This window comes from Novosphingobium sp. DS6-6, from assembly GCF_057784975.1.
This window is the reverse complement of the sequence record NZ_JBYNTS010000008.1, coordinates 33,267-57,586: the sequence shown is the minus strand read 5'-3', so window position 1 is coordinate 57,586 and position 24,320 is coordinate 33,267. Positions and strand designations below refer to the sequence as shown.

Annotated in this window: 20 protein-coding genes; 9 read left to right on the top strand and 11 right to left on the bottom strand. The window is 66.6% G+C overall.

Going from position 1 to position 24,320, the window contains the following annotated elements; genetic code table 11:
* Window positions 1-4 precede the first annotated feature (4 nt).
* Together fabD and AC3EDY_RS11145 are read right to left on the bottom strand one after the other, a co-directional pair.
* Window positions 5-943: an ACP S-malonyltransferase gene (gene fabD / locus AC3EDY_RS11150; protein ID WP_488572568.1), complete on the bottom strand. Its 939-nt coding sequence runs from the start codon at window positions 941-943 to the stop codon at window positions 5-7.
* 32 nt (window positions 944-975) lie between these two features.
* Complete coding sequence (locus AC3EDY_RS11145; RefSeq protein WP_488572567.1) at window positions 976-1,809, bottom strand: LD-carboxypeptidase; 834 nt, start codon at window positions 1,807-1,809, stop codon at window positions 976-978.
* Between the two features lie 424 nt (window positions 1,810-2,233).
* On the opposite strand from AC3EDY_RS11145, the gene AC3EDY_RS11140 reads away from it, so the two are divergent.
* The 4 genes from AC3EDY_RS11140 (at window position 2,234) to AC3EDY_RS11125 (ending at window position 7,602) form a co-directional block, all read left to right on the top strand.
* Window positions 2,234-3,664 carry a glutamate ligase domain-containing protein gene (locus AC3EDY_RS11140; RefSeq protein ID WP_488572566.1) on the top strand — a complete coding sequence of 477 codons (1,431 nt, stop codon included), beginning with the start codon at window positions 2,234-2,236 and terminating at the stop codon, window positions 3,662-3,664.
* 245 nt (window positions 3,665-3,909) lie between these two features.
* Window positions 3,910-5,610, top strand: coding sequence for a 30S ribosomal protein S1 (gene rpsA, locus AC3EDY_RS11135; RefSeq protein WP_488572673.1), 1,701 nt, complete (start codon window positions 3,910-3,912; stop codon window positions 5,608-5,610).
* Between the two features lie 180 nt (window positions 5,611-5,790).
* Window positions 5,791-6,552, top strand: a complete 762-nt coding sequence (gene gloB / locus AC3EDY_RS11130; protein WP_488572565.1) for a hydroxyacylglutathione hydrolase — start codon at window positions 5,791-5,793, stop codon at window positions 6,550-6,552.
* Window positions 6,553-6,576: 24 nt separating this feature from the next.
* On the top strand, window positions 6,577-7,602 hold the full coding sequence (locus tag AC3EDY_RS11125) for a LacI family DNA-binding transcriptional regulator (RefSeq protein ID WP_488572564.1): 1,026 nt from the start codon (window positions 6,577-6,579) through the stop codon (window positions 7,600-7,602).
* A 39-nt stretch (window positions 7,603-7,641) separates the two neighbouring features.
* Here the strand turns inward: AC3EDY_RS11125 and AC3EDY_RS11120 are convergent, their stop codons facing one another.
* The 4 genes from AC3EDY_RS11120 to AC3EDY_RS11105 are packed head-to-tail and all read right to left on the bottom strand — an operon-like array spanning window position 7,642 to window position 12,062.
* The gene (locus AC3EDY_RS11120; protein WP_488572563.1) at window positions 7,642-8,889 is read right to left on the bottom strand and encodes an MFS transporter; all 1,248 of its coding nucleotides are present in this window, start codon (window positions 8,887-8,889) and stop codon (window positions 7,642-7,644) included.
* Between the two features lie 2 nt (window positions 8,890-8,891).
* A complete protein-coding gene (locus AC3EDY_RS11115; RefSeq protein ID WP_488572562.1) occupies window positions 8,892-10,292 on the bottom strand; it encodes an amidohydrolase family protein in 1,401 nt (466 codons plus the stop codon).
* Window positions 10,289-10,939 (bottom strand): cysteine hydrolase family protein, encoded by a 651-nt coding sequence (locus AC3EDY_RS11110; protein WP_488572561.1) that lies wholly within the window; start codon window positions 10,937-10,939, stop codon window positions 10,289-10,291. Before AC3EDY_RS11110 ends, AC3EDY_RS11115 begins: the two co-directional genes overlap by 4 nt.
* On the bottom strand, window positions 10,932-12,062 hold the full coding sequence (locus AC3EDY_RS11105; protein WP_488572560.1) for an LLM class flavin-dependent oxidoreductase: 1,131 nt from the start codon (window positions 12,060-12,062) through the stop codon (window positions 10,932-10,934). Before AC3EDY_RS11105 ends, AC3EDY_RS11110 begins: the two co-directional genes overlap by 8 nt.
* 222 nt (window positions 12,063-12,284) lie before the next feature.
* On the opposite strand from AC3EDY_RS11105, the gene AC3EDY_RS11100 reads away from it, so the two are divergent.
* Window positions 12,285-13,130, top strand: coding sequence for an oxidoreductase (locus AC3EDY_RS11100; RefSeq protein ID WP_488572559.1), 846 nt, complete (start codon window positions 12,285-12,287; stop codon window positions 13,128-13,130).
* 33 nt (window positions 13,131-13,163) lie between these two features.
* On the opposite strand, the gene AC3EDY_RS11095 is transcribed toward AC3EDY_RS11100, so the two are convergent.
* The 3 genes from AC3EDY_RS11095 to AC3EDY_RS11085 form a co-directional block, all read right to left on the bottom strand.
* Window positions 13,164-15,494 carry an acetamidase/formamidase family protein gene (locus tag AC3EDY_RS11095; RefSeq protein ID WP_488572558.1) on the bottom strand — a complete coding sequence of 777 codons (2,331 nt, stop codon included), beginning with the start codon at window positions 15,492-15,494 and terminating at the stop codon, window positions 13,164-13,166.
* Window positions 15,495-15,620: 126 nt separating this feature from the next.
* Window positions 15,621-16,811 carry an aromatic ring-hydroxylating oxygenase subunit alpha gene (locus AC3EDY_RS11090; protein ID WP_488572557.1) on the bottom strand — a complete coding sequence of 397 codons (1,191 nt, stop codon included), beginning with the start codon at window positions 16,809-16,811 and terminating at the stop codon, window positions 15,621-15,623.
* 125 nt (window positions 16,812-16,936) lie between these two features.
* Window positions 16,937-17,422 (bottom strand): VOC family protein, encoded by a 486-nt coding sequence (locus tag AC3EDY_RS11085; RefSeq protein WP_488572556.1) that lies wholly within the window; start codon window positions 17,420-17,422, stop codon window positions 16,937-16,939.
* 273 nt (window positions 17,423-17,695) lie between these two features.
* Between AC3EDY_RS11085 and AC3EDY_RS11080 the strand changes: the two genes are divergently transcribed.
* The gene (locus tag AC3EDY_RS11080; protein ID WP_488572555.1) at window positions 17,696-18,787 is read left to right on the top strand and encodes an acetamidase/formamidase family protein; all 1,092 of its coding nucleotides are present in this window, start codon (window positions 17,696-17,698) and stop codon (window positions 18,785-18,787) included.
* Between the two features lie 65 nt (window positions 18,788-18,852).
* Here the strand turns inward: AC3EDY_RS11080 and AC3EDY_RS11075 are convergent, their stop codons facing one another.
* Window positions 18,853-19,761, bottom strand: coding sequence for a ribokinase (locus AC3EDY_RS11075; protein ID WP_488572554.1), 909 nt, complete (start codon window positions 19,759-19,761; stop codon window positions 18,853-18,855).
* Entirely contained in the window at window positions 19,758-21,035 is a 1,278-nt protein-coding gene (locus AC3EDY_RS11070) for an MFS transporter (RefSeq protein WP_488572553.1), read from the bottom strand. The genes AC3EDY_RS11075 and AC3EDY_RS11070 overlap by 4 nt, the downstream gene beginning before the upstream one ends.
* A 246-nt stretch (window positions 21,036-21,281) precedes the next feature.
* Here AC3EDY_RS11070 and AC3EDY_RS11065 point away from each other — a divergent pair, with 246 nt between their 5' ends.
* Genes AC3EDY_RS11065 through AC3EDY_RS11055 form a run of 3 tightly spaced genes read left to right on the top strand, consistent with a single transcriptional unit; the run spans window position 21,282 to window position 24,316 of the window.
* On the top strand, window positions 21,282-22,106 hold the full coding sequence (locus AC3EDY_RS11065) for a DODA-type extradiol aromatic ring-opening family dioxygenase (RefSeq protein ID WP_488572552.1): 825 nt from the start codon (window positions 21,282-21,284) through the stop codon (window positions 22,104-22,106).
* A 1-nt stretch (window position 22,107) separates the two neighbouring features.
* Entirely contained in the window at window positions 22,108-23,484 is a 1,377-nt protein-coding gene (locus tag AC3EDY_RS11060) for an amidohydrolase family protein (protein ID WP_488572672.1), read from the top strand.
* 16 nt (window positions 23,485-23,500) lie between these two features.
* Window positions 23,501-24,316 (top strand): TauD/TfdA dioxygenase family protein, encoded by an 816-nt coding sequence (locus AC3EDY_RS11055; protein ID WP_488572551.1) that lies wholly within the window; start codon window positions 23,501-23,503, stop codon window positions 24,314-24,316.
* Window positions 24,317-24,320: the final 4 nt, after the last annotated feature.

Sequence of the window (24,320 nt, the reverse complement as noted above, 5' to 3'; positions counted from 1 at the left end):
AATTTCACAAATCCCTCGCCAGCGTTTCGATGTCCGCCATGGAGACCACGCTCGTCACCGCGAGGTCCGGGCCGGCGGAGCGGGTGATCATCGGGGCGAGGACTTTGCCGCCGAGTTCGACGAAGCTTTCCACGCCCGCGTCCTTCATCGCGATCGCGCTTTCGCGCCAGCGGACGCGACCAGTGACTTGCTCGACCAGCAATTGCCGCACCTGGGCCGGATCGGTGACGATCGCGGCCGTCACGTTGGCCAGCAGCGGCACGCGAAAGGGCTGCGGCGGGGTGGCGGCCAGCGCCTGCGCCATGGCGTCGGCCGCCGGCTGCATCAGCGGGCAGTGGAACGGCGCGGAAACCGGCAGCAGCACGCCGCGCTTGATGCCATGGTCCTTGACCAGCGCCACGGCGCGCTCGATCGCGCCCTTGTGGCCGGAAAGCACCACCTGGGTGGGATCGTTGTCGTTGGCCACGGTGCAGACCTCGCCCTGCGCTGCCGCTTCGGCAAGGGCGCTCGCCTTATCGATATCGGCACCCAGCAGCGCGCACATCGCGCCTTCGCCGACGGGCACGGCAGCCTGCATCGATTGCCCGCGCAGCTTGAGCAGGCGGGCCGTATCCGGCAGCGAAAACGCGCCCGCGGCGCAAAGCGCGGTATATTCGCCCAGGCTGTGCCCGGCCACGAAATCGGCCTTGCCGGCCAGTTGCAGGCCGCCTTCCTTTTCCAGCACGCGCAGCACGGCGATGGCATGGGCCATGATCGCCGGCTGGGCATTTTCGGTCAGCGTCAGGGCGTCGTCGGGGCCTTGCGTCATGATCTGGAACAGCTTCTGCCCCAGCGCGTCATCCACTTCCTCGAACACTTCGCGCGCGGCGGAGCTGGCGGCCGCCAGCTCGGCGCCCATGCCCACTTTCTGGCTGCCCTGCCCCGGAAAAACGAATGCCCGCATTGATCGCTGCCTCCTGCAAACTGGCGGGCGCCCTATTGGCCCGGCGCCGTTCCTGCAAGCCCGAACGGCACGATACCATTGGCGGCATCGTGGCCGATCCCGGCACGGCCCAGATAGGGCAGCCCGTGCCGGGCACACCAGTGGCGCGCCATTTCCGCCACCGGAATGCCAAAAGGCCGATCGTTTTCAGGTACCTGCGTTACCCGACCGAGCCGCAGTCCGGCCGCGCCCGTGGCCGCCAGCCCGGCCGTGACATGAAACAGCAGACGGTCGACGGCATAATCGTATTCGCCAACTTCCTCCACCATCACGACATGGCCGGCCAGATCGGGCATGACCGGCGTGCCCATGATCGTCGAGAGCGTCATGAGGTTGAACGCCACGGCGGGCGTGGCATTATCGAGCGACGGTTCGAGCCCCTGCGCATCGCCGCCGAGCCAGGCGAGCACGCGCCGGATCGCCGCTTCGCCGCCTGGCCGCCGCAGATCCACGGGCATCGGCGCATGCACCGGCAGCCCGATCCGCGCGCGATAGAGCGCCGCGAGCAAGACCCCGCCATCGGAATAGCCGAGGTAACGTTTGCCGTGCGCCGCCGGCCCCAGCAGAGCCACGGCATCCTGCGCGATCCGCGCCGCGCCATAGCCCCCGCGCGCGAACCACAGGGCATCGAAAGCCGGATCGTTGGCGCATTCGAGAAAAGCGGCCAGGCGCACGGCATCGGAACCGGCGAAATGCCCCTCTTGGGCAAAGCATTGTTCGTGAAAGGCGATGTCCAGCCCGGGATAGTCCGCCACCAGCGCGGCCACGCGCGCGGCATCGGCACGATCGAAAGGCGTTGACGGGGCACAGACGGCGATGCGCAACATGCCTATCCGTTAGGCCCTGCCGCGCGCTTCGTCCACCGCGCGAGGTTAACGAAACCTTGCGCGAATACTTAGGGTGCGAAATGCGGGAAGGATCGGCAGCCCTGGCGCGTTAAGCGGATGACAGAGCCGAACGGATGCGATGGCATTGCCGCGCCGCTGCTCCGGTATTGTCACCCTTGCTCTGGCAAATCGGGCGCGGGAATGGACTTGACCGAACCTGCCGCCTGCCAGGCGGCGATGGCTCCGGTCCTGTCTTTCCCGACTCTATGCCCGGCTGAAAAAGGCTGGCCGAACCGCACGCACCCGTGCGGCTCCGGCCAGCCTTTTGCCAGCCGACGCCCTTTTGCCGACCGGCAATTGCCCCGCGGGCGTTCGTGCACGCCGGCAACTTTGCCTTGCCGGCGGTTTGCTGTAGTGGCCGGGCATGGCCCAGATCGATCATGCGCCCGATAATGCGCTTCTTGCGCACCCATGGTTCTTTTGCGGTATCGGCGGCTCGGGCATGCTGCCACTTGCGCTGATACTGAAAGGCGCCGGCGCGCGGGTGGCAGGTTCGGATCGCAGCCGTGACCAGGGGCGCACTCCCGAAAAGTTCGCCTGGCTGGAAAGCCTGGGTTTCGCGCTGTTTCCCCAGGACGGCAGCGGCATCACGTCTGCCGATCAGGCGCTGGTGGCTTCGGCCGCGGTGGAAGACACCGTGCCCGAAGTGGTGCGCGCCACGGCGCTGGGTTGCCCGCGCTTCACCCGCGCGCAGTTGCTGGCCCGGCTGTTCAACGCCGCGCCCGTGGGGCTGGCGGTCGGCGGCACCAGCGGCAAATCCACCGTCACCGGCATGATCGGCTGGATGCTGACCGCACTGGGCCGCGATCCCACGATCATGAACGGCGCGGTGATGAAGAATTTCGCCACGCCCGATGCGCCGTTCGCCTCGGCCCGCATCGGCCGGGGCGAAGCGTTCGTTTCCGAAGTGGACGAAAGCGACGGGTCGATCGCGCTTTATCGCCCCCGGATCGCGGTGCTCAACAACGTCAGTCTCGATCACAAGAGCCTGGCGGAACTGCGCGAGTTGTTTGGCGATTTCGTAGCCGGCGCGCCACAGGCCGTGATCAATGCGGACGATGCCGAAAGCATGGCCCTGGCGCCGCGGGCGCGCAAACTGCTGACCTTCGGATTCGCCGCGCACGCAACGATCGGCGTGGTTCCCGGCAGCGTGACCGAAAACCCCACGACGGTGACAGCCACGGTGATCGACCGCCGTGACGGGAGCCGGTTCCCGCTCGCGCTTGCCGTGCCGGGGCGGCACAACCTGGCCAATGCCCTTGCCGCGCTGGCGGCATTGCGCGCGCTGGAAGTGCCGCTGGCCGATGCAGCCGCGGCACTGGGCGGTTATGCGGGCCTCGCGCGCCGGTTCGACATCGTCGGCACCAGCCCGGCGGGGGTGACGGTGATCGACGATTTCGGCCACAACCCCGAAAAGGTGGCGGCCACGCTTGCCACGCTCAAGGCCCATCCCGGCCGCGTGCTGGCCTTGTTCCAGCCGCACGGCTATGGCCCGCTGCGCCAGATGGGCGCCGAGCTGGCGCAGGTCCTGGCCACCCGGCTGGGCAGCGAAGACCGCGTGATCCTGACCGATCCGGTCTATTTCGGTGGCACGGTGGACCGCACGCAGGGTTCCGAACGCATCGTTGCCCTGGTCAATGCGCAAGGCGGCCGGGCCGAACATATGGCCGAGCGCGCGGCCGCCGGGCGCAGGCTGGCGGATCTGGCGCGCCCGGGCGACCGCGTAGTGATCATGGGTGCGCGCGACGATACGCTTTCGGCCTTTGCGCACGATCTGCTTGCCGCCCTGCGCTGACTTGCCGCCCTGCGCTGACCGCCGGGCTTGCGACGAAAGCGGGGTTTTGCTTGCATTTGCAGGCCTGCAGGCCTAAGCGCGCCGGGTTCTTTCCCGTCCCGGGCAGGAATGCCAGCGCGGGCATCCGGCCCGTACCGGCGGATCGGCCCTTTTGGCCCGCATCCTGCAATGGGGCAGTGGTGCGGAGAAAGACCGGCGGAACCAACCGCCTGGCCGGAAACATCGATACCGAGGAAGACTTTTTCATGTCGACCAATCCGACGCGCGACGATTTTGCCGCGCTGCTTGACGAATCGCTGGGCGCCAGCGCCAACGGTGGCTTTGAAGGCCGCGTCGTCAAAGGCACTGTCACTGCCATCGAAAACGACAAGGCCGTCATTGATGTCGGCCTCAAGAGCGAAGGCCGCGTGGCCCTGCGCGAATTCGCCGCCCCCGGCCAGCCGCACGGCCTCAAGGTCGGTGACGAAGTCGAAGTCTTCGTCGACCGCGTCGAAAACGCCGACGGCGAAGCCATGCTCAGCCGCGACCGCGCCCGCCGCGAAGCCGCATGGGACAAGCTCGAAGCCGAATTCGGCGAAGGCAAGCGCGTCGAAGGCGTGATCTTCGGCCGCGTGAAGGGTGGCTTCACTGTCGATCTCGACGGCGCCGTGGCTTTCCTGCCCGGCTCGCAGGTCGATATCCGCCCGGTGCGCGACGTGACCCCGCTGATGGACATGCCGCAGCCCTTCCAGATCCTCAAGATGGATCGCCGCCGTGGCAACATCGTGGTTTCGCGCCGCGCCGTGCTGGAAGAAACCCGCGCCGAACAGCGTTCGGGCCTTATCCAGAACCTCAAGGAAAGCCAGATCATCGACGGCGTGGTCAAGAATATCACCGATTACGGCGCGTTCGTCGATCTGGGCGGCATCGACGGCCTGCTCCACGTGACGGACATGAGCTACAAGCGCGTCAACCATCCGAGCGAAGTGATCGCCATCGGTGACACCGTGCGCGTACAGATCATCCGCATCAACCAGGATACGCAGCGCATCTCGCTGGGCATGAAGCAGCTGGAAAGCGATCCCTGGGACGGCGTCGCCGCCAAGTACCCGGTGGGCGCCAAGCTACGCGGCACGGTTACCAACATCACCGAATACGGCGCTTTCGTGGAACTGGAAGCGGGCATCGAAGGCCTGGTCCACGTTTCGGAAATGTCGTGGACCAAGAAGAACGTCCATCCCGGCAAGATCGTTTCGACCAGCCAGGAAGTGGATGTCATGGTGCTGGAAGTCGACAGCGACAAGCGCCGCATCAGCCTGGGCCTCAAGCAGGCGCAGCAGAACCCGTGGGAAGGCTTTGCCGAAAAGCACCCGGTCGGCTCGATCGTGGAAGGCGAAGTCAAGAATGCCACCGAATTCGGCCTGTTCATCGGCCTGGACGGCGACGTGGACGGCATGGTCCACATGTCGGACATCGCCTGGGGCATTTCGGGCGAAGACGCGCTGGCGCTTCATCGCAAGGGCGAACAGGTCAAGGCCGTGGTGCTCGACGTCGATGTCGACAAGGAGCGCATCAGCCTGGGCATGAAGCAGCTTGAAAAGGGTGCGCCGGCCGCTGGCGGCGTCACCAACTCGGGCTCGCTGCGCCGTGGCGAAGTGGTGACCGTCACCGTGCTCGAAGTGCGCGACGGCGGCCTGGAAGTACAGGCCGGCGAAGAGGGCGCGACCGGCTTCATCAAGCGTTCGGACCTGGGCCGCGATCGCGACGAGCAGCGCCCCGACCGTTTCCAGGTGGGCCAGAAGATCGATGCCATGGTCACCGGTTTCGATCGCTCCAAGAAGCCCAACTTCTCGGTCAAGGCGCGCCAGTTGGCCGAGGAAAAGGAAGCCGTGGAACAGTACGGTTCGTCGGACTCGGGCGCTTCGCTGGGCGACATCCTGGGCGAAGCTCTCAAGGCGCGCGGCTGACCCGGCCCTGGCCGGGCGCCGCCCGGCCGCGCTGGCAGATCGAAAGGACCCGTCAGGCCATGCGCCTGGCGGGTTTTTTCACGGGTGCGATCGGCCGTATCGGTTAACGCCCGTTTGCCGTCTTTTGCTTTGCAGCATTTGCGCTATGAGAGGGCGAGCATCAGGGGCGAGCGAGCAAGCATGATCGAAGTTCACCAGTTTCCGTGCCTTTCGGACAATTACGGCTTCCTGGTGCACGATGGTGCAAGCGGCGAGACGGTGTGTGTCGATACCCCCGATGCCGAGCGCTATCTGGCCGAGGCCGCGGCGCGCGGCTGGCGCATCACGCAGATCTGGAACACCCACTGGCATCCCGATCATGCCGGCGGCAATGCCGCGATCAAGGCCGCGACCGGCTGCACGATCACCGCGCCTGCCGGCGAGGCCGACCGGATCGACGGCGTCGATCGCGCTGTCGATGGCGGCGATACCGTGCTGCTGGGCGCATATCGGGCCGATGTCCTGGCCGTCGGCGGGCATACGCGGGGCCATATCGCCTATCATCTGCCCGACGCCGGCCTGGCATTCGTGGGCGATGCGCTGTTCGCGCTGGGCTGCGGGCGCATGTTCGAAGGCACGCCTGACCAGTTCTGGGCCAGCCTGGTGCGGCTCAAGGCCTTGCCGCCGCAGACCCTCATCCATTGCGCGCACGAATATACCGCCGGCAATGCCAGCTTTGCCCTGCACGCCGATCCCGACAACGCGGCGCTTGCGGCCTATGCCAGCGAAGTGAACACCCGGCGCGCGCAAGGCCTGCCGACCGTGCCCACGGCGCTGGCGCGCGAGCTTGCCACCAATCCGTTCCTGCGGGCCGATGATCCGGTACTGAAATCCCGCTGGGGCGGCGGCGATGCCATTGCCACGTTTGCCGCCTTGCGCGCTGCCAAGGACAGCTTCCGCTGACCGCCCGCGAAAGAGACTGGAGCCATGACCGAAAAGCGCCTGACCCGCGTTACCAGCTTCGACGTCGCCGAAACGGCAGGCGTTAGCCAGTCGACCGTCAGCCGGGCGCTGGCCGGCGATCCTTCGATCAGTGCGCCCACCCGGCAGCGGGTGATGGAAGCCGCACGCAAGCTGAACTACCAGGTCGACGAGAACGCCGCGCGCCTGCGCCGGGGCAAGACCGGCACGCTCGCCGTGGTAATGGTCTGCCGGCCAGGGCAGGATCGCAAGGACCTCAACCCGTTCTATTACGCCCTGCTCGGCAGCACCTGCGCGGCGGCGGCGGCGCGCGGCTATGAAGTGCTGGTCGCTTTTCAGGACAGCCCGGACAACTTCTGGGGGCATTATCAGGAACGCCGCAAGGCCGATGGCATGATCGTGATCGGCACGAGCGAAAACACCGCTGCGTGGGACTATTTCGGCGCCCTGCCCGAAGGCAGCCACTGGGTCTGCTGGGGCGCGACGCAGGACGATTTTCCCTGGGTGCGCAGCGACAACCACGCCGGGGCGACGCTTGCCACCCGCCACATGCTGGTGCGCGGCTATCGCCATATCGTCTGCCTGGGATCGGAAACCTCGCCCCAGCGCCAGTTCAAGGAACGTTATGACGGCTATGCCGCGGCGATGCGCAGCGCCGGGCTGGAACCCGTGCTTCAGCGCATCGAACGTGGGCTGCCGCGCGAGGAGCAGGGCCGCCGCGCCGCCGCCGCGCTGATCGAAAGCGGCCATCCGTTCGACGGGATTTTCGGCGTAAGCGACGAAATCGCACTGGGCGCGCTGAAGGAACTGGTGGCACGCGGACGCCGTGTGCCCGACGAGATCGGCGTGGTGGGTTTCGACGGGGTGCGTGCCGGCGCCTGGTCAACGCCGCCGCTGACCACGGTGGAATCGGATTTCGAAGTGGCGGGCTCGCTCTTGGTGGACCGTCTGCTGGCGATGATTGCCGGAGACCCGGCGACCGCGCGGCGCGTGCCGGTGCGGCTGGTGGTGCGCGGATCGACCCGGCCTTAGTCGCAAGACATCAGGCGCGCTGCCTCAGGCGCCGCGCCTTTACGCCAAAGCTTGGCCACCCAGGCGCTGAACCGGCCGCCGGGCGAGCATCACCAGCAGCGCCACGATCACGCCGATCGCCGCCTGGCCGGCGAAATTGGGCACGAAGCTGCCCGTGGTATCGTGAAGATGCCCGCCGATGCTGGGGCCGATCGCGGCCGAAGTGGAAACCACCGTCATCACCGAATAGAGTTCGAGCGCGGCGCGGCCGCCGAACCAGCTGCGCAGCAGCAGCGCGGTCCCGACGGTAGAGACACCGATGCCGATGCCGAAGGTCGCCGCAAAAAAGCCCAGCGCCGCCGTGCCCGGCGGCACCACCAGCGCCAGCGACGAAAGCGCCGATCCCACCAGCGCCACCACCGTCAGCGCGCGGGCATCTACTTTCTGCCCGGCAATGCCGGCCAGCCCCGCGGCGACCGCGGCCACGAAGGCGGCGGTTGATATGAAACCGGTGGCAACCCCCGGTGCCACCTGCCGTTCCAGCATGTGCTGATAGGCGAAGCTGTGCACGGTGGTATTGATCAGCAGGCACGCGGTGTAGGCCATGACCACGATCCAGAACTGCCACGATGCAAATGCAGCCCGCGCCGTCCACCCCTCGGGCGCGGGCGGGGCTTCGTCCGCCGGACCATGCACCGCGCCCACGCGGCGTTCGTAAAGGCCACAGACCGCTGCCGCGAACAGGCCCAGTATCAGCGCAGCGCCCGCGCAGACCAGCCAGTAGAGGCGCCAGCTGCCGGTGGCCGAATGAACGGCGAAGAATGTCAGCGGGCCGGCCACGGCGCCGAGATTCCCGGCGGTGAAATAGAGCCCGATCGCGGTGGCGCGGCGCTGCTCGAATGCATTGCCGATGGCATCGACCGCGGCGATCGATCCGCAGAAGCAGAAGCCCAGGCCGAGGAGCAGCGTGCCCACCAGATACATCGTCACGCTGTGCATCCAGGCCAGTGCGGCGAAACCGGCGATAAGCTGCGCCATGCCCATCAGCAGTGTCACGGCAACGCCGAACCGGCGGATCGTGGCTGCCGGCAGCATCGAGGCCGCGCCGCAGGCAACGCCCAGCACGGTAAAACCGAAGCCCGCCTGGCCCCAGCTGAAATGCAGATCGGCAACGATCATCGGCAGGACCTGGCCCAGCGAATTGAACGTCGAGGCCATGAGCAGGAAATAGAGCGCGGAAAATGCGCCCAGAATGACGATACGCATCGGCTTGGTACCCTTGCCCGGCTGGGTTGCCTGCCCCGACATGGTCAAGCCACCGGCCAGGCGCAAGGGACGGCCATGCCCGCACGCGCGATCACCTGGGGCGCCACGGCCTCTACCTGGGCATAGAGCGCCTCTTCGTCCACGCGCGTCATGCGATAACCATCCACCACCCGCACCCCGTCAACCCACACGCTGTGAACCCCGCGCCCATCGGCCGACCAGACGAGCTGGTTGACCACGTTGAGCAGCGGGGTCCATTCCGGCCGTTGCCGGTCATGCGCCACGAAATCGGCCTTCATCCCCGGCACCAGCGCGCCAACCGTGCCGGCAAGGCCGGCCGCGGCGGCGCCGTTGAGCGTGGCGCATTCCAGCACGTCATAGGCCGAAAACAGATCGGACTGGCGCCGCGCGTCCTTGAACAGGCCGGCCAGCAGATACATCGCCCGCATCAGATCGGCGATGTTGCCGTTGTTGTTGCCATCGGTGCCGAGCTGGATAGGCACCCCGGCGGCGTGCATTTCGGGAAACTTGCCCAGACTGCCCGCGCCATAGCCGCCTTTGAACGCGGTAAGCGGGCAGTGCGTCACACGGGTGCCGCTTTGCGCGACGGCTGCCACTTCGGCATCGTCGAGATGGATCATGTGAGTCAGCGAGAGATGATCGCCAAGCACGCCGAGATCGGCCAGATGCAGCAGCGCGCGCTTGCCGGTAGTGGCCTGGTAGTAATCGGGATCGGCCGGGTCCGCGCTCATATGCGCGGTGATGCCAAGGCCCCGGTCGCGCGCCAGATCGGTGGCCGCGCGCCACAGATCGTCCGTCGCGGTGTTGTGGCCGACCAGGCAGCCCCAGGCGGCGAGGCGCGCGTCGGGCGAGGCCGGCCAGCGCGCCAGTTGCGCTTCCAGCCTGGCGATCGCCTCGCGGGTCAGCGCGGCCTGATCCTCGCCGGGGGCAAAGGCGCGGTCCTGGATCCACCCCCCCAAGCGCCCGCGGATGCCGACCGCATCCACCGCCTCCATGACGGCGGGCAGATCGAGGATCGTGCCCGCCTCGACAAAAGTGGTCACGCCGTTCTTCAGCATTTCCACGCTGCACAGCGTGGCCGCCACTTGCTCGTCGGCCGGGGTCTGGGCCAGGTAGGTCGGGATGAGCCAGTCGAACACGTTGGCGCGCCAGTCGGTATCGTCGGGCACGAGCCCGCGCGTGATCGGCTCTCCGGTGATGTGGACGTGACAATTGACGAGACCTGGCGTCAGCACGAAGCGGCTGCCGTCGATCACCTCGCGCGCATCGACCGCGCCGAGCACGTCCTGCGTCGGGCCGACCGCCACGATGCGATCGCCGGCAACAGCCAGCGCCCCGTCGCGCCAGATCTGCCGGCGGGCGTCCATAATGACGATCCATGCGTTGCGGATGGCAAAATCGGCCCGGACCGGCGTTGCGCTCATTTTGCCCAGGCCTTGACCACCGCATCGGTGGTGGTCAGCAATGAACAGTGCATCATCAGCGCTTTCAACGAATGGACGTGCAAGTCATCCTCGAACGCGGCACAGGCATCGGAGACCACGAACGTGTGGTAGTTGTGATGGAACGCGTCGCGCGTGGTGGAATCGACGCAGCAATCGGTGCTGATGCCGGCGATCACCAGCGTGTCGATTCCGCGCGCCCGCAATTGCTGATCGAGATCGGTGCCATGGAAGCTGGAATAGGCCAGCTTGGCGATTTCGATATCGCCGGGGCGGGGCGCCACGCGATAATAGTCTTCCCCGCTGCTGCCGATGCGGCAGATCGCCTCGGATCCCGGCGTGCCGCGCCGCGCCATCCAGGTTTTCAGGGCCTGGCTGTCGCTTTCGGGCCGGGTCATCACCCGCATGAACGCCACTGTCACGCCGGCCCGGCGCGCGGCGGCGATGAGATCCTCGATGCGGTCCACCGCGCGCTCTGCGCCGCGCATGTCGGTGCCGTGGCGCCCGATCAGCCCGTGGGGCGCCGCGAAATCGACCTGGATATCCACCACCGCCAGCGCCGTGCGCGCAGGCGCGACCATGTCTGCCAGGTCGGCCACGTGGGGCAGCTTCGTTACCGTGTCAGACATCGACGGCCTCCTTGATTCTGCCGGGAAAGCGGGCGCGTAGCGCAGGCAGGACCCGGTCCGCGAAAACCGGGAGCATGGCCAGATAATCGGGGAAGATCAGCATCAGCCCGTCAAGCGCGGTCTTTTCGAAAATCTCGGTCAACCTGGCGAGCACCGTTTCCGCCGAGCCGGCCACGTGCGGCGCCATCAGGGCCGAGCGCGCCTTGCGGGTGAAGTCGTTTTCCTTGCCGATCTCGCTGTCGAGAAAACCATAGGCACGCAGCATGCCCCGCAGCGTTTCCTCGTCCAGCCCGTCGCGATAGGACTGCACCATCGCCTCGGCCGCCGCATCGGTTTCCCCGATGACCAGGATCATCATCGAATAGGTGCGGATGGCATGGCCCAGCGCCAGGGCGCCGGCCTTGGCCTTGCGCGTGTTGGCAGTCAGTTCGTCCAGATCGTTGCCCGCCAGGAACAGCGCATCCATGTGCTCGGCCGTAAAACGCACTCCTGCTTTCGAAGTGCCCGCGCAAACCAGGAACGGGCGCTTTTCAGGCTTGGGCCAGGACGTGCAATCATCGAGCGTGAAATACTTGCCCTTGGCCGTAACCCGGTCCTCGCGCCAGAGCCGCTTGATGTTGTCGATCCACTCGGCGGCAAGAACATAGCGCTCGTCATGATCGAAGCCTTCGGGCCAGGCGCCCATCTGGGCGAATTCGCCACGATAGGCACCCGTCACCACGTTGAGGCCGGCGCGGCCATGGCTGATCTGATCGAGCGTGGCGATCATCTTGGCCGCCACCGCCGGGTTCTGCAGCAAGGTGTGGATCGTGGCCCAGACTTTGACCCGGCTGGTCGCCTGCGCCAGGCCCGCCATCATCAGCGGGCTGTCGAGCGAAGATTCCCAATGCCGGATGTCGCCGCCGTATCCCCGGAACTTGGCCATGGCCATGATGAAATCCAGCCCCATGTCGTCGGCCAGCTTGGCCACCTCGAGATTGTAATCGTAAGAACCGTCAAGACGGGGGGAATTACGGGAAATGATCCAGCCGCCATTGGCCATCGGCATGAAAATGCCGATGTCGCGCCCGCCGCTGTCTGACGGAAGGCCGAATTGCGCAACGGTGGGTTCGATGTCGGTCATGGCTGGTCCGTGATCTGACGATAATGAAGCAACATTGGCATAAAGCAAACGTCTGGCGAGCGTGCGGAGCACCGGCATGCTAGGGCTGCGGGGCGGTCGCTTCTTGTCGCCACGCGCACCAAGGTTTGCGCAAGGGCCAATCTGCACAAAAGCATGCGCGCCTGGCCAAGACGGCCTGCCACCCGGCGCCTAGCCTGCACAGGATCGACGAAAGGATTGCGCATGGCAAACTGGTTCATCACCGGGGTCAGTTCCGGCCTCGGGCTTGCGCTGGCGCGTGGCGCCCTCGCGCGCGGCGATGTCGTGGTGGGCACGGTGCGCGCGCAGGCCGATGCGGCAGCCTTTGCCACCCTTGCCCCGGGCCGCGCCCATGCGATGAAGCTTGACGTTACCGACGAAGCCGCGGTGCAGGTGGTGGTGCGCACCGCGCAAGGCCTGGTCGGCCCGCTCGACTATGTGGTCAACAACGCCGGGCGCGGGTTTACCGGGGCCATCGAGGAAACCGCGCTCGGGGACGCGCGAGCGCTGCTCGAAGTCAACCTGCTGGGTCCGCTGGCGGTGATCAAGGCCGCCCTGCCCGCGATGCGCGCGCGCCGCAGCGGGCACATCGTCAACATCACGTCGGTTTCCGGGCTGGCGCCCTGGGCCGGCACGGCGATCTATGGCGCCAGCAAGTTCGCGCTCGAATGCCTGGGCCGCACCCTGGCGCAGGAAGTCGCGCCGCTGGGCATCAAAGTGACCAATGTGGCGCCCGGCAGCCTGCGCACCGCTTTCGCGGCCGAACGCCTGCCGGGGGCTGAGCCGGTGATTGCCGATTACGCCGGCACCGCCCACCTGGCGCGCCGGATATTGCAGGAGCAGCACGGCACCGAGCCCGGCTGCCCCGATCTTGCGGCCAGAGCGATTCTTGCCGCGCTGGACGAGCCGGAACCGCCGCTCGTGCTGCTGCTGGGCGAGGACGCGCTGCACTATGCCGAACGGGAGCTGGGCACGCTTGCCGGGCAGTTCGATCGCTGGCAAGGCTATACCCTGGCAATCGCGGCCGATCAGCCGATCGAGGCCGCGTGACGTGCAGCGTGCGTCAGGCCGCAACAGGCCGGTTCAACTGGTGAACAGGGCTTTGCGAATCACCGCATGCACGCCCCAGTTGCCGTTGGCGACCTGGCTCACACCGAAATCGACACCTACCGACAACAGCGAGATCGCCTCGTCCTCGGTCAGATCGCGGATGGTCATCAGAAAGCGGCGCGCCTTGTAGAAGGCATCGCGCATGGCCGCGTCGATCGAAGACCGCTTGTAGACCTCGCTTTGCGCCTTGGCGCCAAGATCGCGCAGGTAATCGGGATTGGAAAAGCCCACGATCACATATTCGCTCGGCGTTTCGATCATCGGGTAATCGAGTTCGCGCACATGGGCCGGCGCGCCCTTGGCCTTGTGCAGGATAACCTGGATCACCGCCGTCATCGAACATTCGATCGCCGTGCCGCACAGTTCCCCGTCACCCTGGCTGGCATGGGGATCGCCGAGCGACAGAAGGCCGCCCGGCACGGCCACGGGCAGGAATACGCTGGCGCCCGGCCCCAGCCGCCAGTTGTCGATATTGCCGCCGAAATTGGCGGGCGGCACCGAATCGACGAGCTCGGAATGCGCCGGCGCCAGGGCCACCACTCCGAAATGCGGCCGCACGGGAATTTCGATATCGCGCAAGACGTTGAAGTTCTTTTCGATCGTTTCCGGGTCCACCGGCACGCCAGGATAATCGTACATCGGATGGATGACGCCGGAAGGGTCTTTCTGCGGGGTCCAGCGATAGTTGTAGACCGCATGGGCCACCGGCAGGCCCGCGCCTTTCTCGATCTCGTAGATGGTGATCACCTCGCGCGGTTTGGGCTCCGTGATCAGTTCGGCATAGTGAAAACCCCAATAGGCGGCAACGTTGCTGCCAAAGGCGCGCCCGGCAAAGCGCGGGTTGCGACTGGGGCGCGAATCGATATCGAGAATGCGCACCTGGACCACGTCGCCCGGCTCGGCCCCGGCAATGGCGATGGGTCCGGTGCAGATATGCACGCCGAACCCTTCGCCCGGCCCGCGCCCGACTACCGAGGCATCGAGCGGCCCGGCGCCGCGCCGATCCACCGTCTTGCCTTCCGCCGTCCAGCGATAGATCGCCTCGGCGGCCGGATCGCCATGGATCATCCGCTCGGCATCGTCGTTGGCGTGATGAGTGAGCGTTTCGACCGTGACATAATCGCCCGAGCATACTTCCAGCACGGGCTTCAGATTGCGGCTGAAATAGCCCCAGTGGATTGTATCGGGCCGCACCGGCAGAACGTGGTGGCGCACGCCGGCCGCCCCATCGACCTGCACGTCGTCGACCAGGCCATCGGCTTCCACCGGCGGATCGGGCGCGATCGCGGGCTGGGTCTCGTCGCGCTCTTCCGGGCGGACATCCTTCTGCACGCTGGGCCGTCCGCGCCGGGGCAACTCGGCCATTTCTTCCGGCAACGCGCCGGTCTTGCGATATTCGCGTGGGCTCATGCCATAACGTTCGCGGAACGCGCGGCTGAAGCTGGCGCTGTCGTTGAAGCCCCACTGATAGAGAATTTCGGAAATCGAACGCTGGGCATGCAACGGGCTGCCCAGATCCAGCCGGCAGCGTTCGAGCCGGCGGAACTTGACGAACTGGCTGAAACTTTCACCCGCGCTTTCGAACAGCTTTTGCAGATAGCGGGGTGAAATGCGGTGTTCGGCGGCGATCTGGTGGATCGAAAGATCGGGATCGGACAAGCGCATCTCGATGGACTGGAACACCCGCTCCAGCGTTGCCGCACGCGCCCCGGCCGCGCCTCCCAGCTCCTTGACCGGCGCCTTGTCGAGCAGCGTGGCGGCGATGAATTCCGGCAGTGCCAGTTCCACCGGGCGGATCTGGTCGTCGGACACGTCGACGATCGTATCGGCCACCGAGCGCAGCAGGGCCGAGAGCATGCGCCCGATCGCCTCATCGGCGATGAGGTTGCTGATCTGCGAAGGAAGCGCCGAGCGCGAGCGCAATGCAGGCAGGGCATGCGGCACTTTGACGAGCAGGAAACGGTGCTGCCCGGCAAGGTCCACTTCGGTGCGGGCGGCCCCGCCGCCGTAAAGAATGTCACCTTCGGCAAGCGCGATCGTCTTGGTGCCTTGCATGGCGCCAAGATGCCCCTCCAGCAGCAGCACCAGCCAGAAGCTGGGAACATCCTGGGTCATGTCGATCGCCAGGCGCTGGCCATTGCCTGTCACGCGCACGAACTGGATGCCCTGGCCGCTGGTGAAGCTGACAAGCTCGCCATAGAGATCGTCGGGCGTGGCCAGCACATCGAGCGAAACGCGCTGCAAGGCAAAGCGCCAGGCATCCTGGCGCTGCTCGCGCGGATAGGCATTGGTGGTGAAGCGCAAAGGCTTTGCCCCCTTGGCTGAGCGACCCGATCCGTGCCGGCCCTATGGTTGCCGGGTTCGACCGCACCTTACGCAATCCATCGTGATACGCAATGTTGCACTGCACCAAAGACCGTGCCGGCCGGCTCAGCCAGCAGCCGTCACCGTTCCGGCAAGCCGCCGGTGCGCGGCGCGATAGCGGTGCACCAGCCACTTGTTGAACTGGCCCTGGGCCCCCTCCTGCCACGAATAGCGGCCGCGCGGGGCAAAGCGGGAGCGCAGGCCCTGCTGCACCCGTTCGTCGACATGCAGGTCCTGCGCGATGATATGGCCCGAAGCACGGATATTCATGTCCAGCTTGTGATCGAAAGCAGGATCGGCCATCGCGCCGGGCGCAAACAGGAAGCCGGTATCCATCTCCAGCGACTCAGGCCCGTCGGGCCGCAGTATCAGGTAGATCACCATGTCGCTCATCATGACGAGGGAAAGCGTTGGCGGGATATTGGCAAAGGTCATGCGCCTGCGCGCTTCGTCGGAAAGACCGGGAAACACGGGCAACACGGCCTTTTGCGTGGCATTGAAACTGGCATCGGCATGCAACGTGCCGTTGAAACGCAGAAAACCAGCATCGGCCGGATCGCTTTCGGGAAAGATTGCAAGCCCCGACGGCACGAAATCATGCAGCGGCCCGTGGTGCAGCCGGCTGGCGTGATAGCCATCGTTGTTGTTCTCGAACATCACTTTCCAGTTCCATGGCAGCCTGGGCGCCGGATCGGGACGCGGCCCTTCGGCGCTCGCCAGATCGTATCCGGCGATCGCCTCGGCAACGGCGGCAAGACGCGGCGCCAGGGGGACGGCCTCGTTATCGAAACTGACGAATACGAAGCCGTTCCACACTTCCACTTTGAAATTGGGCAGGCCGTACTGCGCCTTGTCGAAATTGCAGGTCTTGCCCATGGCCGGTGCGGCCACCAGCTTGCCGTCGAGATTATAGCTCCAGTGGTGATAGGGGCACAGGAATCCCCGCGCATTGCCGTGGCCTTCGGCCACCAGCATCGCGCGGTGCCGGCACACCGCCGACATTGCCCGGATATCGCCCTCCAGCGTGCGCGCCACCAGGATCGGTTCGCCGATCAGCCGCGTGGAGAAATAGTCGCCGGGGTTTGCCACCCAGTCGGCCCGGCCGACGCAAAGCCACTCGTGGCTGTAAAGCGCCTCTTTCTCGAATTCATAGAATTCCGCGCTGGTATAGCATGCAGGCGGCAGCGTCTCCGCCTCGGCCAGGTCCACGGCAGAGCTGTCGAGCGAGCGGATGAAGCTGTCGGTAACCACGGGCACAGGCGCAAACTCCTTGATGCATCGGACGTCGGACGGCGGCGGCGCGGATCATGGCATCCCGGCCACCGCGCCGTCTTGAGCAGACTAGCACGAATTGTTGAGACTGTGTCGAAGCGCTGCCCCGTTCACTCCCGGGTGAAATCGGCCGGCACCTGGGGATCGGTCCCGGCCTTGCCCCACAGGATGATCTCGTTCCCCCAGGGGTCCTGGAAGGCATGGTTATAGCCGTTGAACGTGGACCAGTAATGGTCGCGCCACAGGATCACCGCGCCGCGCTGCTCGGCGGCAGCCAGGATGCGATCGGCGCTGTCGTCATCCGCGATCAGGATCCAGATGCGCGGCTTGCGCACGGCGGTGCCCAGGCCGCGCGGGGCAACGCCCGCAACCTCGGGATGGGGCCGCGCATTGGCGGCGTGGAAAATGCCAAGATGCAGGTTGCCGATCGCGCTGTCGCTGCCGTCGGGGTTTTTGAACTGCCCGCCGGGCACCATGCGATGATAGACCCCGGCGGGCCTTTCATCGTTCTGCCAGCCGAACACTTCGGCATAGAACCGCCCGGCCGCGGCCGGATCGTCGCTGGGCATGTCGACGAAGATCAGGGTGTTGGGCATGGCATGGCCTTTTCATTGCGCAAGTGATCCGTGCCGCCTTGTGGCGCGGAGCGTGGCCGCGCGGCTTGGGCCTGCGCGCACCGATTGTTGACACGGCGACCGCTGCGGCAGGCCGGCGTTACCGGCGAGCGCCTTAACCGAAACGGCCCGTTACCGGTCCATTCAAAGGCTCATTCAAAGGCCAAGTCATAGGGCGCGCGCAAACAAGACCGCGCCGCGGCAATGGCGCGAAAACGGGATCCGTTCTGTTGTTCATCGAAACGAGGCACATGCATGAGTCTGGTTTGCACCCGCGGCCATCGGCAGACCGAGACGGCGCCGGGGGCGCTGCATTATCTCAAGGCCACGCCCGAGACCGTGCACTGGGGCTATTTCTCGCCCGCGCTCAAGCCGGCGCTGACCGTGAACAGCGGCGATCTGGTGCATGCCGAAGCGATCACCCACCATGCCGGTGACGCGCCCGATCTGATGTTCGACGAAGGCGTCGAGCGCATATTCACCGAGATCGACCCGACCACCCGCGCGCCGGGCGTACACATCATGACCGGGCCGATCTACGTCGCGGGCGCAGAGCCGGGCGACATGCTGGAAGTGCGCTATCTGCAGATGACGCCGCGCAACGAATATGGATCGAACCTGGCGGCCAACTGGGGGCACCTCTATCAGGAATTCGATGAGAAGGAGCGAGTGACGATCTATCGCCTCGATCCCCGCACGCAAACCGCCAGCGCGCTCTATGCCTATGACTTTCCGGGCAAGTATCTCGTGCCTGGCACGATCACGCATTGCCCGGCGTGCGACCGGCAGCCCGCGCTGCCCGGCATTGCCATTCCGGCCCGCCCGCACCTGGGCACCGCCGGCGTGGCCCCTGCGGTGAACGCACCGGTCAGCACGATTCCCCCCGGCCTGCACGGCGGCAACATCGACAACTGGCGGATCGGCGCCGGAGCGACGATGTATTACAAATGCCAGGTCAAAGGCGGCCTCTTTTCCATCGGCGACCCCCACGTGAGCCAGGGCGACGGGGAAATTTCGGGCACCGCGATCGAAAGCTCGCTGAACTGCCTGTTCCAGATCATCCTGCGCAAGGACTTCGATTTTCCTTCACCGCTGCTCGAAACGCCCAAACACTGGATCGTCCACGGTTTTGGCGAGGATCTGGACGCGGCGATGAAGAACGCCTCGATGGACATGCTGCATCTGCTGAACGATCAGGTGGGCCTGAGCCGGAACGATGCCTATTCGCTGATGAGCGTCGCGGCCGATTTCGGCGTGACGCAGGTGGTGGACGGCACGCTTGGCGTGCATGCGCGCATCGACCGCGGCCTGTTCCCGGCCAGGGGGGTGGTCAAAGATCTGGAATAAGCCCTTCGAGGGTCGCAAGGAAGCGCCGGGGAGCCTGTGCTCTCCGGCGCTTTTCTGTCTGACGGTCAGGGCTGCTGTGCGGCGAGGGCAGCCTCGACTTCGGCGCGGGTAGGCATCGAGGCGGCGGCGCCCAGGCGCTGGACGGCAATGCCCGCCGCCGTTACCGCCACGGCAAGCGCGCGGGCCATGTCTTCGCCCTCTGCCAGGCGCGCGGCAAGCACGCCGCAGAAGGTATCGCCGGCGCCGGTCGTATCCACCACCGGCACGGCCTGCGCCGGCAGGCGGATCGTGCCGCCCGGTCCTTCGGCCAGGACACCTTCACCGCCCAGCGTGACGATTACCCATTGCCCCTCGCGCGCCATCAGGCGGCGTGCCGCCTCGATCAGCGCGGCATCGCCCTGCGGGGCCTGGGCCTCTCCCAGAAAGAACGCCAGTTCGGTTTCGTTGACCACGACGATATCGGCAAGCGGCAGAATCCCGCGTCCTTCGGCCAAGGCCGGCGCGGCATTGTAAAGCGTGCGGGCGCCGGCCTCGCGCGCCAGGGACAGGAACCTGGCGACCGCGGCGGCGGGCACTTCGGCCTGGGCGACGGCCATTGCCGTTCCCACCGGCAAATCTGTTGGCGGCGGCAACGCGGCATTGGCCCCGGGCACGATGACGATCTGGTTTTCGCCGTCATCGGCAACGAAGACATGGGCCAGTCCGGTCGGCCCGGGCAGGCGCGTCACGGCCCTGGTGCCCACGCCCGCCTCGGTCAGGGCGGCGATCATCGCTTCGCCATGATCGTCATCGCCCACGGCGCCCAGCATGATCGTGGGCACATCCTGGCGCGCGGCGGCCACCGCCTGATTGGCGCCCTTGCCGCCGGGCATCAAGGCATAGCCGGTAGCGGCCACGGTTTCCCCGGCAAGCGGCAGATGCGGCACGCGCATCACCAGATCGCGGTTGATCGAGCCGAAAACGACGACCATCATTGCGCCGGCACCATTTCGCCACGAGCCGCATCGCCACCGCCCCGTACCGCTTGCCCCGCGGCAAAGCGATCGGGATGCGGCAGCAGCGCCAGCAGCACCATGCCCAGCGCCAGCGCGCCGATGATCGTCAGCGTGGCGCCGGCATAGGAGCCGGTGCGGTCAAAACTCATGTCCATCAACATCGGCGCAACACCTTGAACGAAAGCCACGACGGCATAGAACGCGCCCACGATCGTGCCAAAATGGCGCAGGCCGAAATAGCGCGAGACGAAGTACGAGAGCGCCGCATACTCTGCCCCCATGCCGATGCCAAGTAGCGCGCCGGCCACAACGATCGCCAAACTGCCGGTCTGGAACTGCAAAAGCGCCATGCCGATCATCGCGCCGGCATACATCGGCAGAATCAGGCGCGGCGTGCGGAACCGATCGAGCAGGCCGCCCGTCACGACCTGCCACCCCGCCGTGACCAGGGCGAACACGGCAACCACGCCAGTCGCCTCGCCCAGGCTGACCCCGTGGCCGGTCAGGATCGGCACGACATGGGTGAATACCGCCGTCATGCCACCCGCCCCCGCTGCCACCGCCAAAAGCATCAGCCAGAACGTGCCCGTGCGCACGGCCTCGGCCAGGCGCATCCCCTGCGCCAGCGACGCGGATGGCCGAAACGACCTGGCCCCGTCGGGCGCATCGCGCATCCACAGCGCGATGAACGGCGCGGCCAGCAAGACGATCGCGCCGATCGCCGCATAGGCCGCGCGCCAGCCCTGCGCGGCGAGAACCACGCTCGCCACGATCGGCATGAGCGTGGCGCCAAGGCCGTTGCCCACCCCGGCCGTGATGCCCAGCATCAACCCGCGCCGGGCGTCGAACCAGTTCGACACCGTCTTGCTGACCAGGCCCGTCGCGGCCATCGTGCCGAACAGGCCGACCACCGCAAAGCGCCAGTAGAAATCGGCCATGGTGCCACTGGCGCGCGATACCAGCAGGATGCCGCCCGCCAGCCCGAGATTGCCCGCCAGGATCAGCCAGCGCGCGCCCAGCCGGTCCATCGCCCGGCCGATGGGCGGATAACTGACCGCGCTGATCACCGAAATCAGGCCCAGCACACCCGAAACCGCGGCACGGGGCCAGCCGAAATCCTGCGCGATCGGCACCAGGAAAACGCCCATCGTGGCGGAAACGGCGGCCGTCATGCACAAGGTATTGGCCATGGTCGCGGCAATCACCACTTGCGCGGCCTGGCGCGCATGGCTGGCGGGCATGGAGGGCGTCATCGGCGGCGTACTCCTGGTAAGTGGCCTGGCTATCAAACCCAAGGCGCAACGGCTTGCCAAGTGGGTGGGCCAGAGGGCAAGAACGAGGGCGCCGGCCGTCAACTTCTCTTTGGCCCGCGCGCCGCGTTCGCGGGCATTCGCCGCCCCGGCGCGCGCGCGGTGCAAAATTGCTTGCGCCCCCGGTCAAGACACGGGCCACCCCCGCCGCCTAGGCGATGGCCGTCGAAGAAGGAGCCTTGCCGCCCCATGCCCGATCCCGTCACGCCGCCCCCGATGCCCAGCCTGTTCATCCCCCACGGCGGCGGGCCCTGCTTTTTCATGGACTGGCGGACGATGGGCGGACCGGCCGACGCCTGGGACAAGACCGCTGCCTATCTCAAGGGGCTGATCGCCAGCCTGCCGGCGCGTCCCAAAGGCATCGTGGTCGTTTCCGGACACTGGGAAGAAGACGCCTTTACCGCGTCCACCGCGCCTGCCCCGGGCATGATCTACGACTATCACGGCTTTCCGCCCCACACCTACGCGTTGCAATTCCCCGCACCCGGCGCCCCGGCGCTCGCCCGGCGGATCGTCACCCTGATCGAAGCCGAAGGCCTGCCCGCGCGCACCGATGCCACGCGCGGGTTCGATCATGGCGTTTTCGTGCCCTTCCTGCTGATCACGCCAGAGGCCGACATCCCCGTGGTGCCACTTTCGCTCAAGCGCGATCTCGATCCCGAGGAGCACCTGCGCTGCGGCCGTGCCCTTGCCACGCTGCGCCACGAAGGCGTGCTGATCGTGGGTTCGGGCATGAGCTTCCACAACATGCGCGCGTTCTTCTCGCCGGCGGCGCGGCAACCCTCGGCCCAGTTCGACGCCTGGCTGACGCAAGCGGTGGAAAGTCCGCCTCCGGCGCGCTGGCAGGCGCTGGGCCAGTGGGCCGCGGCGCCCGCCGCGCGGGCCAGCCACCCGCGCGAAGAGCACCTTATCCCGCTGATGGTGGCAGCCGGCGCCGGAGCGGACGCAGCGGGGCGGCGCGATTTTTCCGACAATGTCATGATGGCCGATATCTCGGCGTTCCGCTTTGGCTGAAATGCGCCCGGTCGATACGCTGGTGACCGGCGCCCTGCTGGTGACGATGGACGCGCAGCGTCGCGTCATCCGCGATGGTGCCGTGGCCATGGCCGACGGGCGCATCGTGGCCGTGGGACACAGCGCAGACGTAGCGGCTGCGGTTGCGCCGCGCACGGCAATCCATGCGCGCGGCTTTGTGGCGACGCCGGGCTTCGTCAACGCCCACGTGCACCTGACGGAAACGCTGATCCGCAATTTCCTGCCGGAAGCGCTGCCGTTCGACGAAGGGCTCAACCAGTGGGTCATTCCGCTTTACCAGGGCCACAGCGCGCAGGAGCAGGCCTTGGCCGCGCGCCTGGCCGTGCTGGCGATGCTCAAGACCGGGACGACCACTTTTCTGGAAGCGGGCACGCTGATCGCGTTCGACGCCGTGGCGCAGGCCGTGCAGGGCACCGGCATCCGTGGCCGCATCGGCCGCTGGTGCATGGACCGCGCCTTTTCCCCCGATCAGAACCAGGCCGCCCTGACCGCGCAGGCGCTTGCCGCGTTCGAGGCAGACCTCGCCGCCTGGCCCGACGACGGCAAGCGCCTGATCGCCGCCTGGCCCCTGCTGGTCGGGCACATGACCAACACGGCTGAACTGTGGCAGGCCGCCACCGCGATCGCGCGCGACAGAGGCCTGCGCATTGCCGCCCACATGTCCCCGGCGGCCGGCGATCCGGAATGGTATCTGGCGCAGACCGGCAGGCGCCCGGTGCAATGGCTGGCAGACCTTGGCGTGCTGGGCGATCATCTGTCACTGGTGCACATGGTGCATGTGGACGAGAGCGAAGTGGCGCTTCTGGCGCAAAGCGGCACGCACGTGGTGCATTGCCCGGAAGCCGCGCTGAAAGGCGGTTATCAGGCGACGACGCGTGGCCTCTTTCCCGAAATGGCGGCGGCCGGCATCACGATCGCGCTTGGGACCGATGGCGGGGACCGGCACGATCTTATGCCCTCGGCCCGCCTCATGGCCGGGCTGTGGAAGGATGCACGCGGCGACACCGCGCTGTTTCCGGCCGAAAGCGCGCTGGAAATGCTGACGGTCAACGGCGCGCGGGCCATGGGCCTGGAAGGCCAGGTGGGCACGCTGGCGGTTGGCGCGCGGGCAGACCTGGTGCTGCACGATGCACGGCGCACCGAATGGGTGCCGCTGCACAATCCCGTGCAGCAACTCGTGTGGTCGGCAGACGGGCGCGGCGTGCACAGCGTGTGGGTCGAGGGCCGGCGCGTGATCGAGGCCGGCCGCTGCACGACCATCGACGAAGACCAGTTGCTGGCCCAGGCGCAGGATGCCGCCCAGGCCATCGTCTCCCGCTCGGGCCTGCCGCTGCGCATGGCCTGGCCGCTAATCTGAAAAGGCAAGCACGCCAATGCCCTATGCAACGATCACGGTAACGGAACTGACCCCGACGATCGGCGGGGAAGTATCGGGCCTGGACCTGACGCAGCCGTTGAGCGAGGCGCAGGTGGCCGAACTGCAGGCCGCCATGGCCGACCGCCTGGTGCTGTTCTTCCGCGACCAGCCGCTTTCCCACGAAGACCACATCCGTTTGGCCCGCTATTTCGGCGGGGTGCATATCGCCCCCAGCACGGCGCCGTGGCAGGTCCCCGGCCACCCGGAAGTGACGATCATCCACGCCGATGAAAACAGCACTTACGTGGCCGGGGAAGACTGGCATTCCGACATGAGCTGCGATGAAGCGCCGCCGATGGGCTCGATCCTCTATCTCCACACCATTCCCCCGGTCGGCGGCGATACCGTGTTTTCCAGCATGTATGCCGCCTATGACGCGCTGTCGGAGCGGATGAAGGCCTATCTGGAAGGGTTGACCGCAGTTCACGATGCCGTCGTCGGCTTTGGCGGGATAACCCCCGAAGGCATGAAGCTGCCGCGCCACAGCCACCCGGTGATCCGCACTCATCCGGTCACGCGCAGGAAATGCATCTACGTCAACCGCGGCTTCACCACGCATATCGAGGGCGTGCCAGCCCTCGAAAGCCGGGCGATCCTCAATTATCTCTATGAACACGTGCAGCACCCGATGTTCCAGTGCCGGTTCCGCTGGCAGCCGCACTCGATTGCCTTCTGGGACAACCGCTGTGCGCAGCATTCGGCGATCTGGGACTATTTCCCGCAGCGCCGCTCGGGCTATCGCGTGCAGATCCTGGGCGAAAAACCGGTGTAACGAC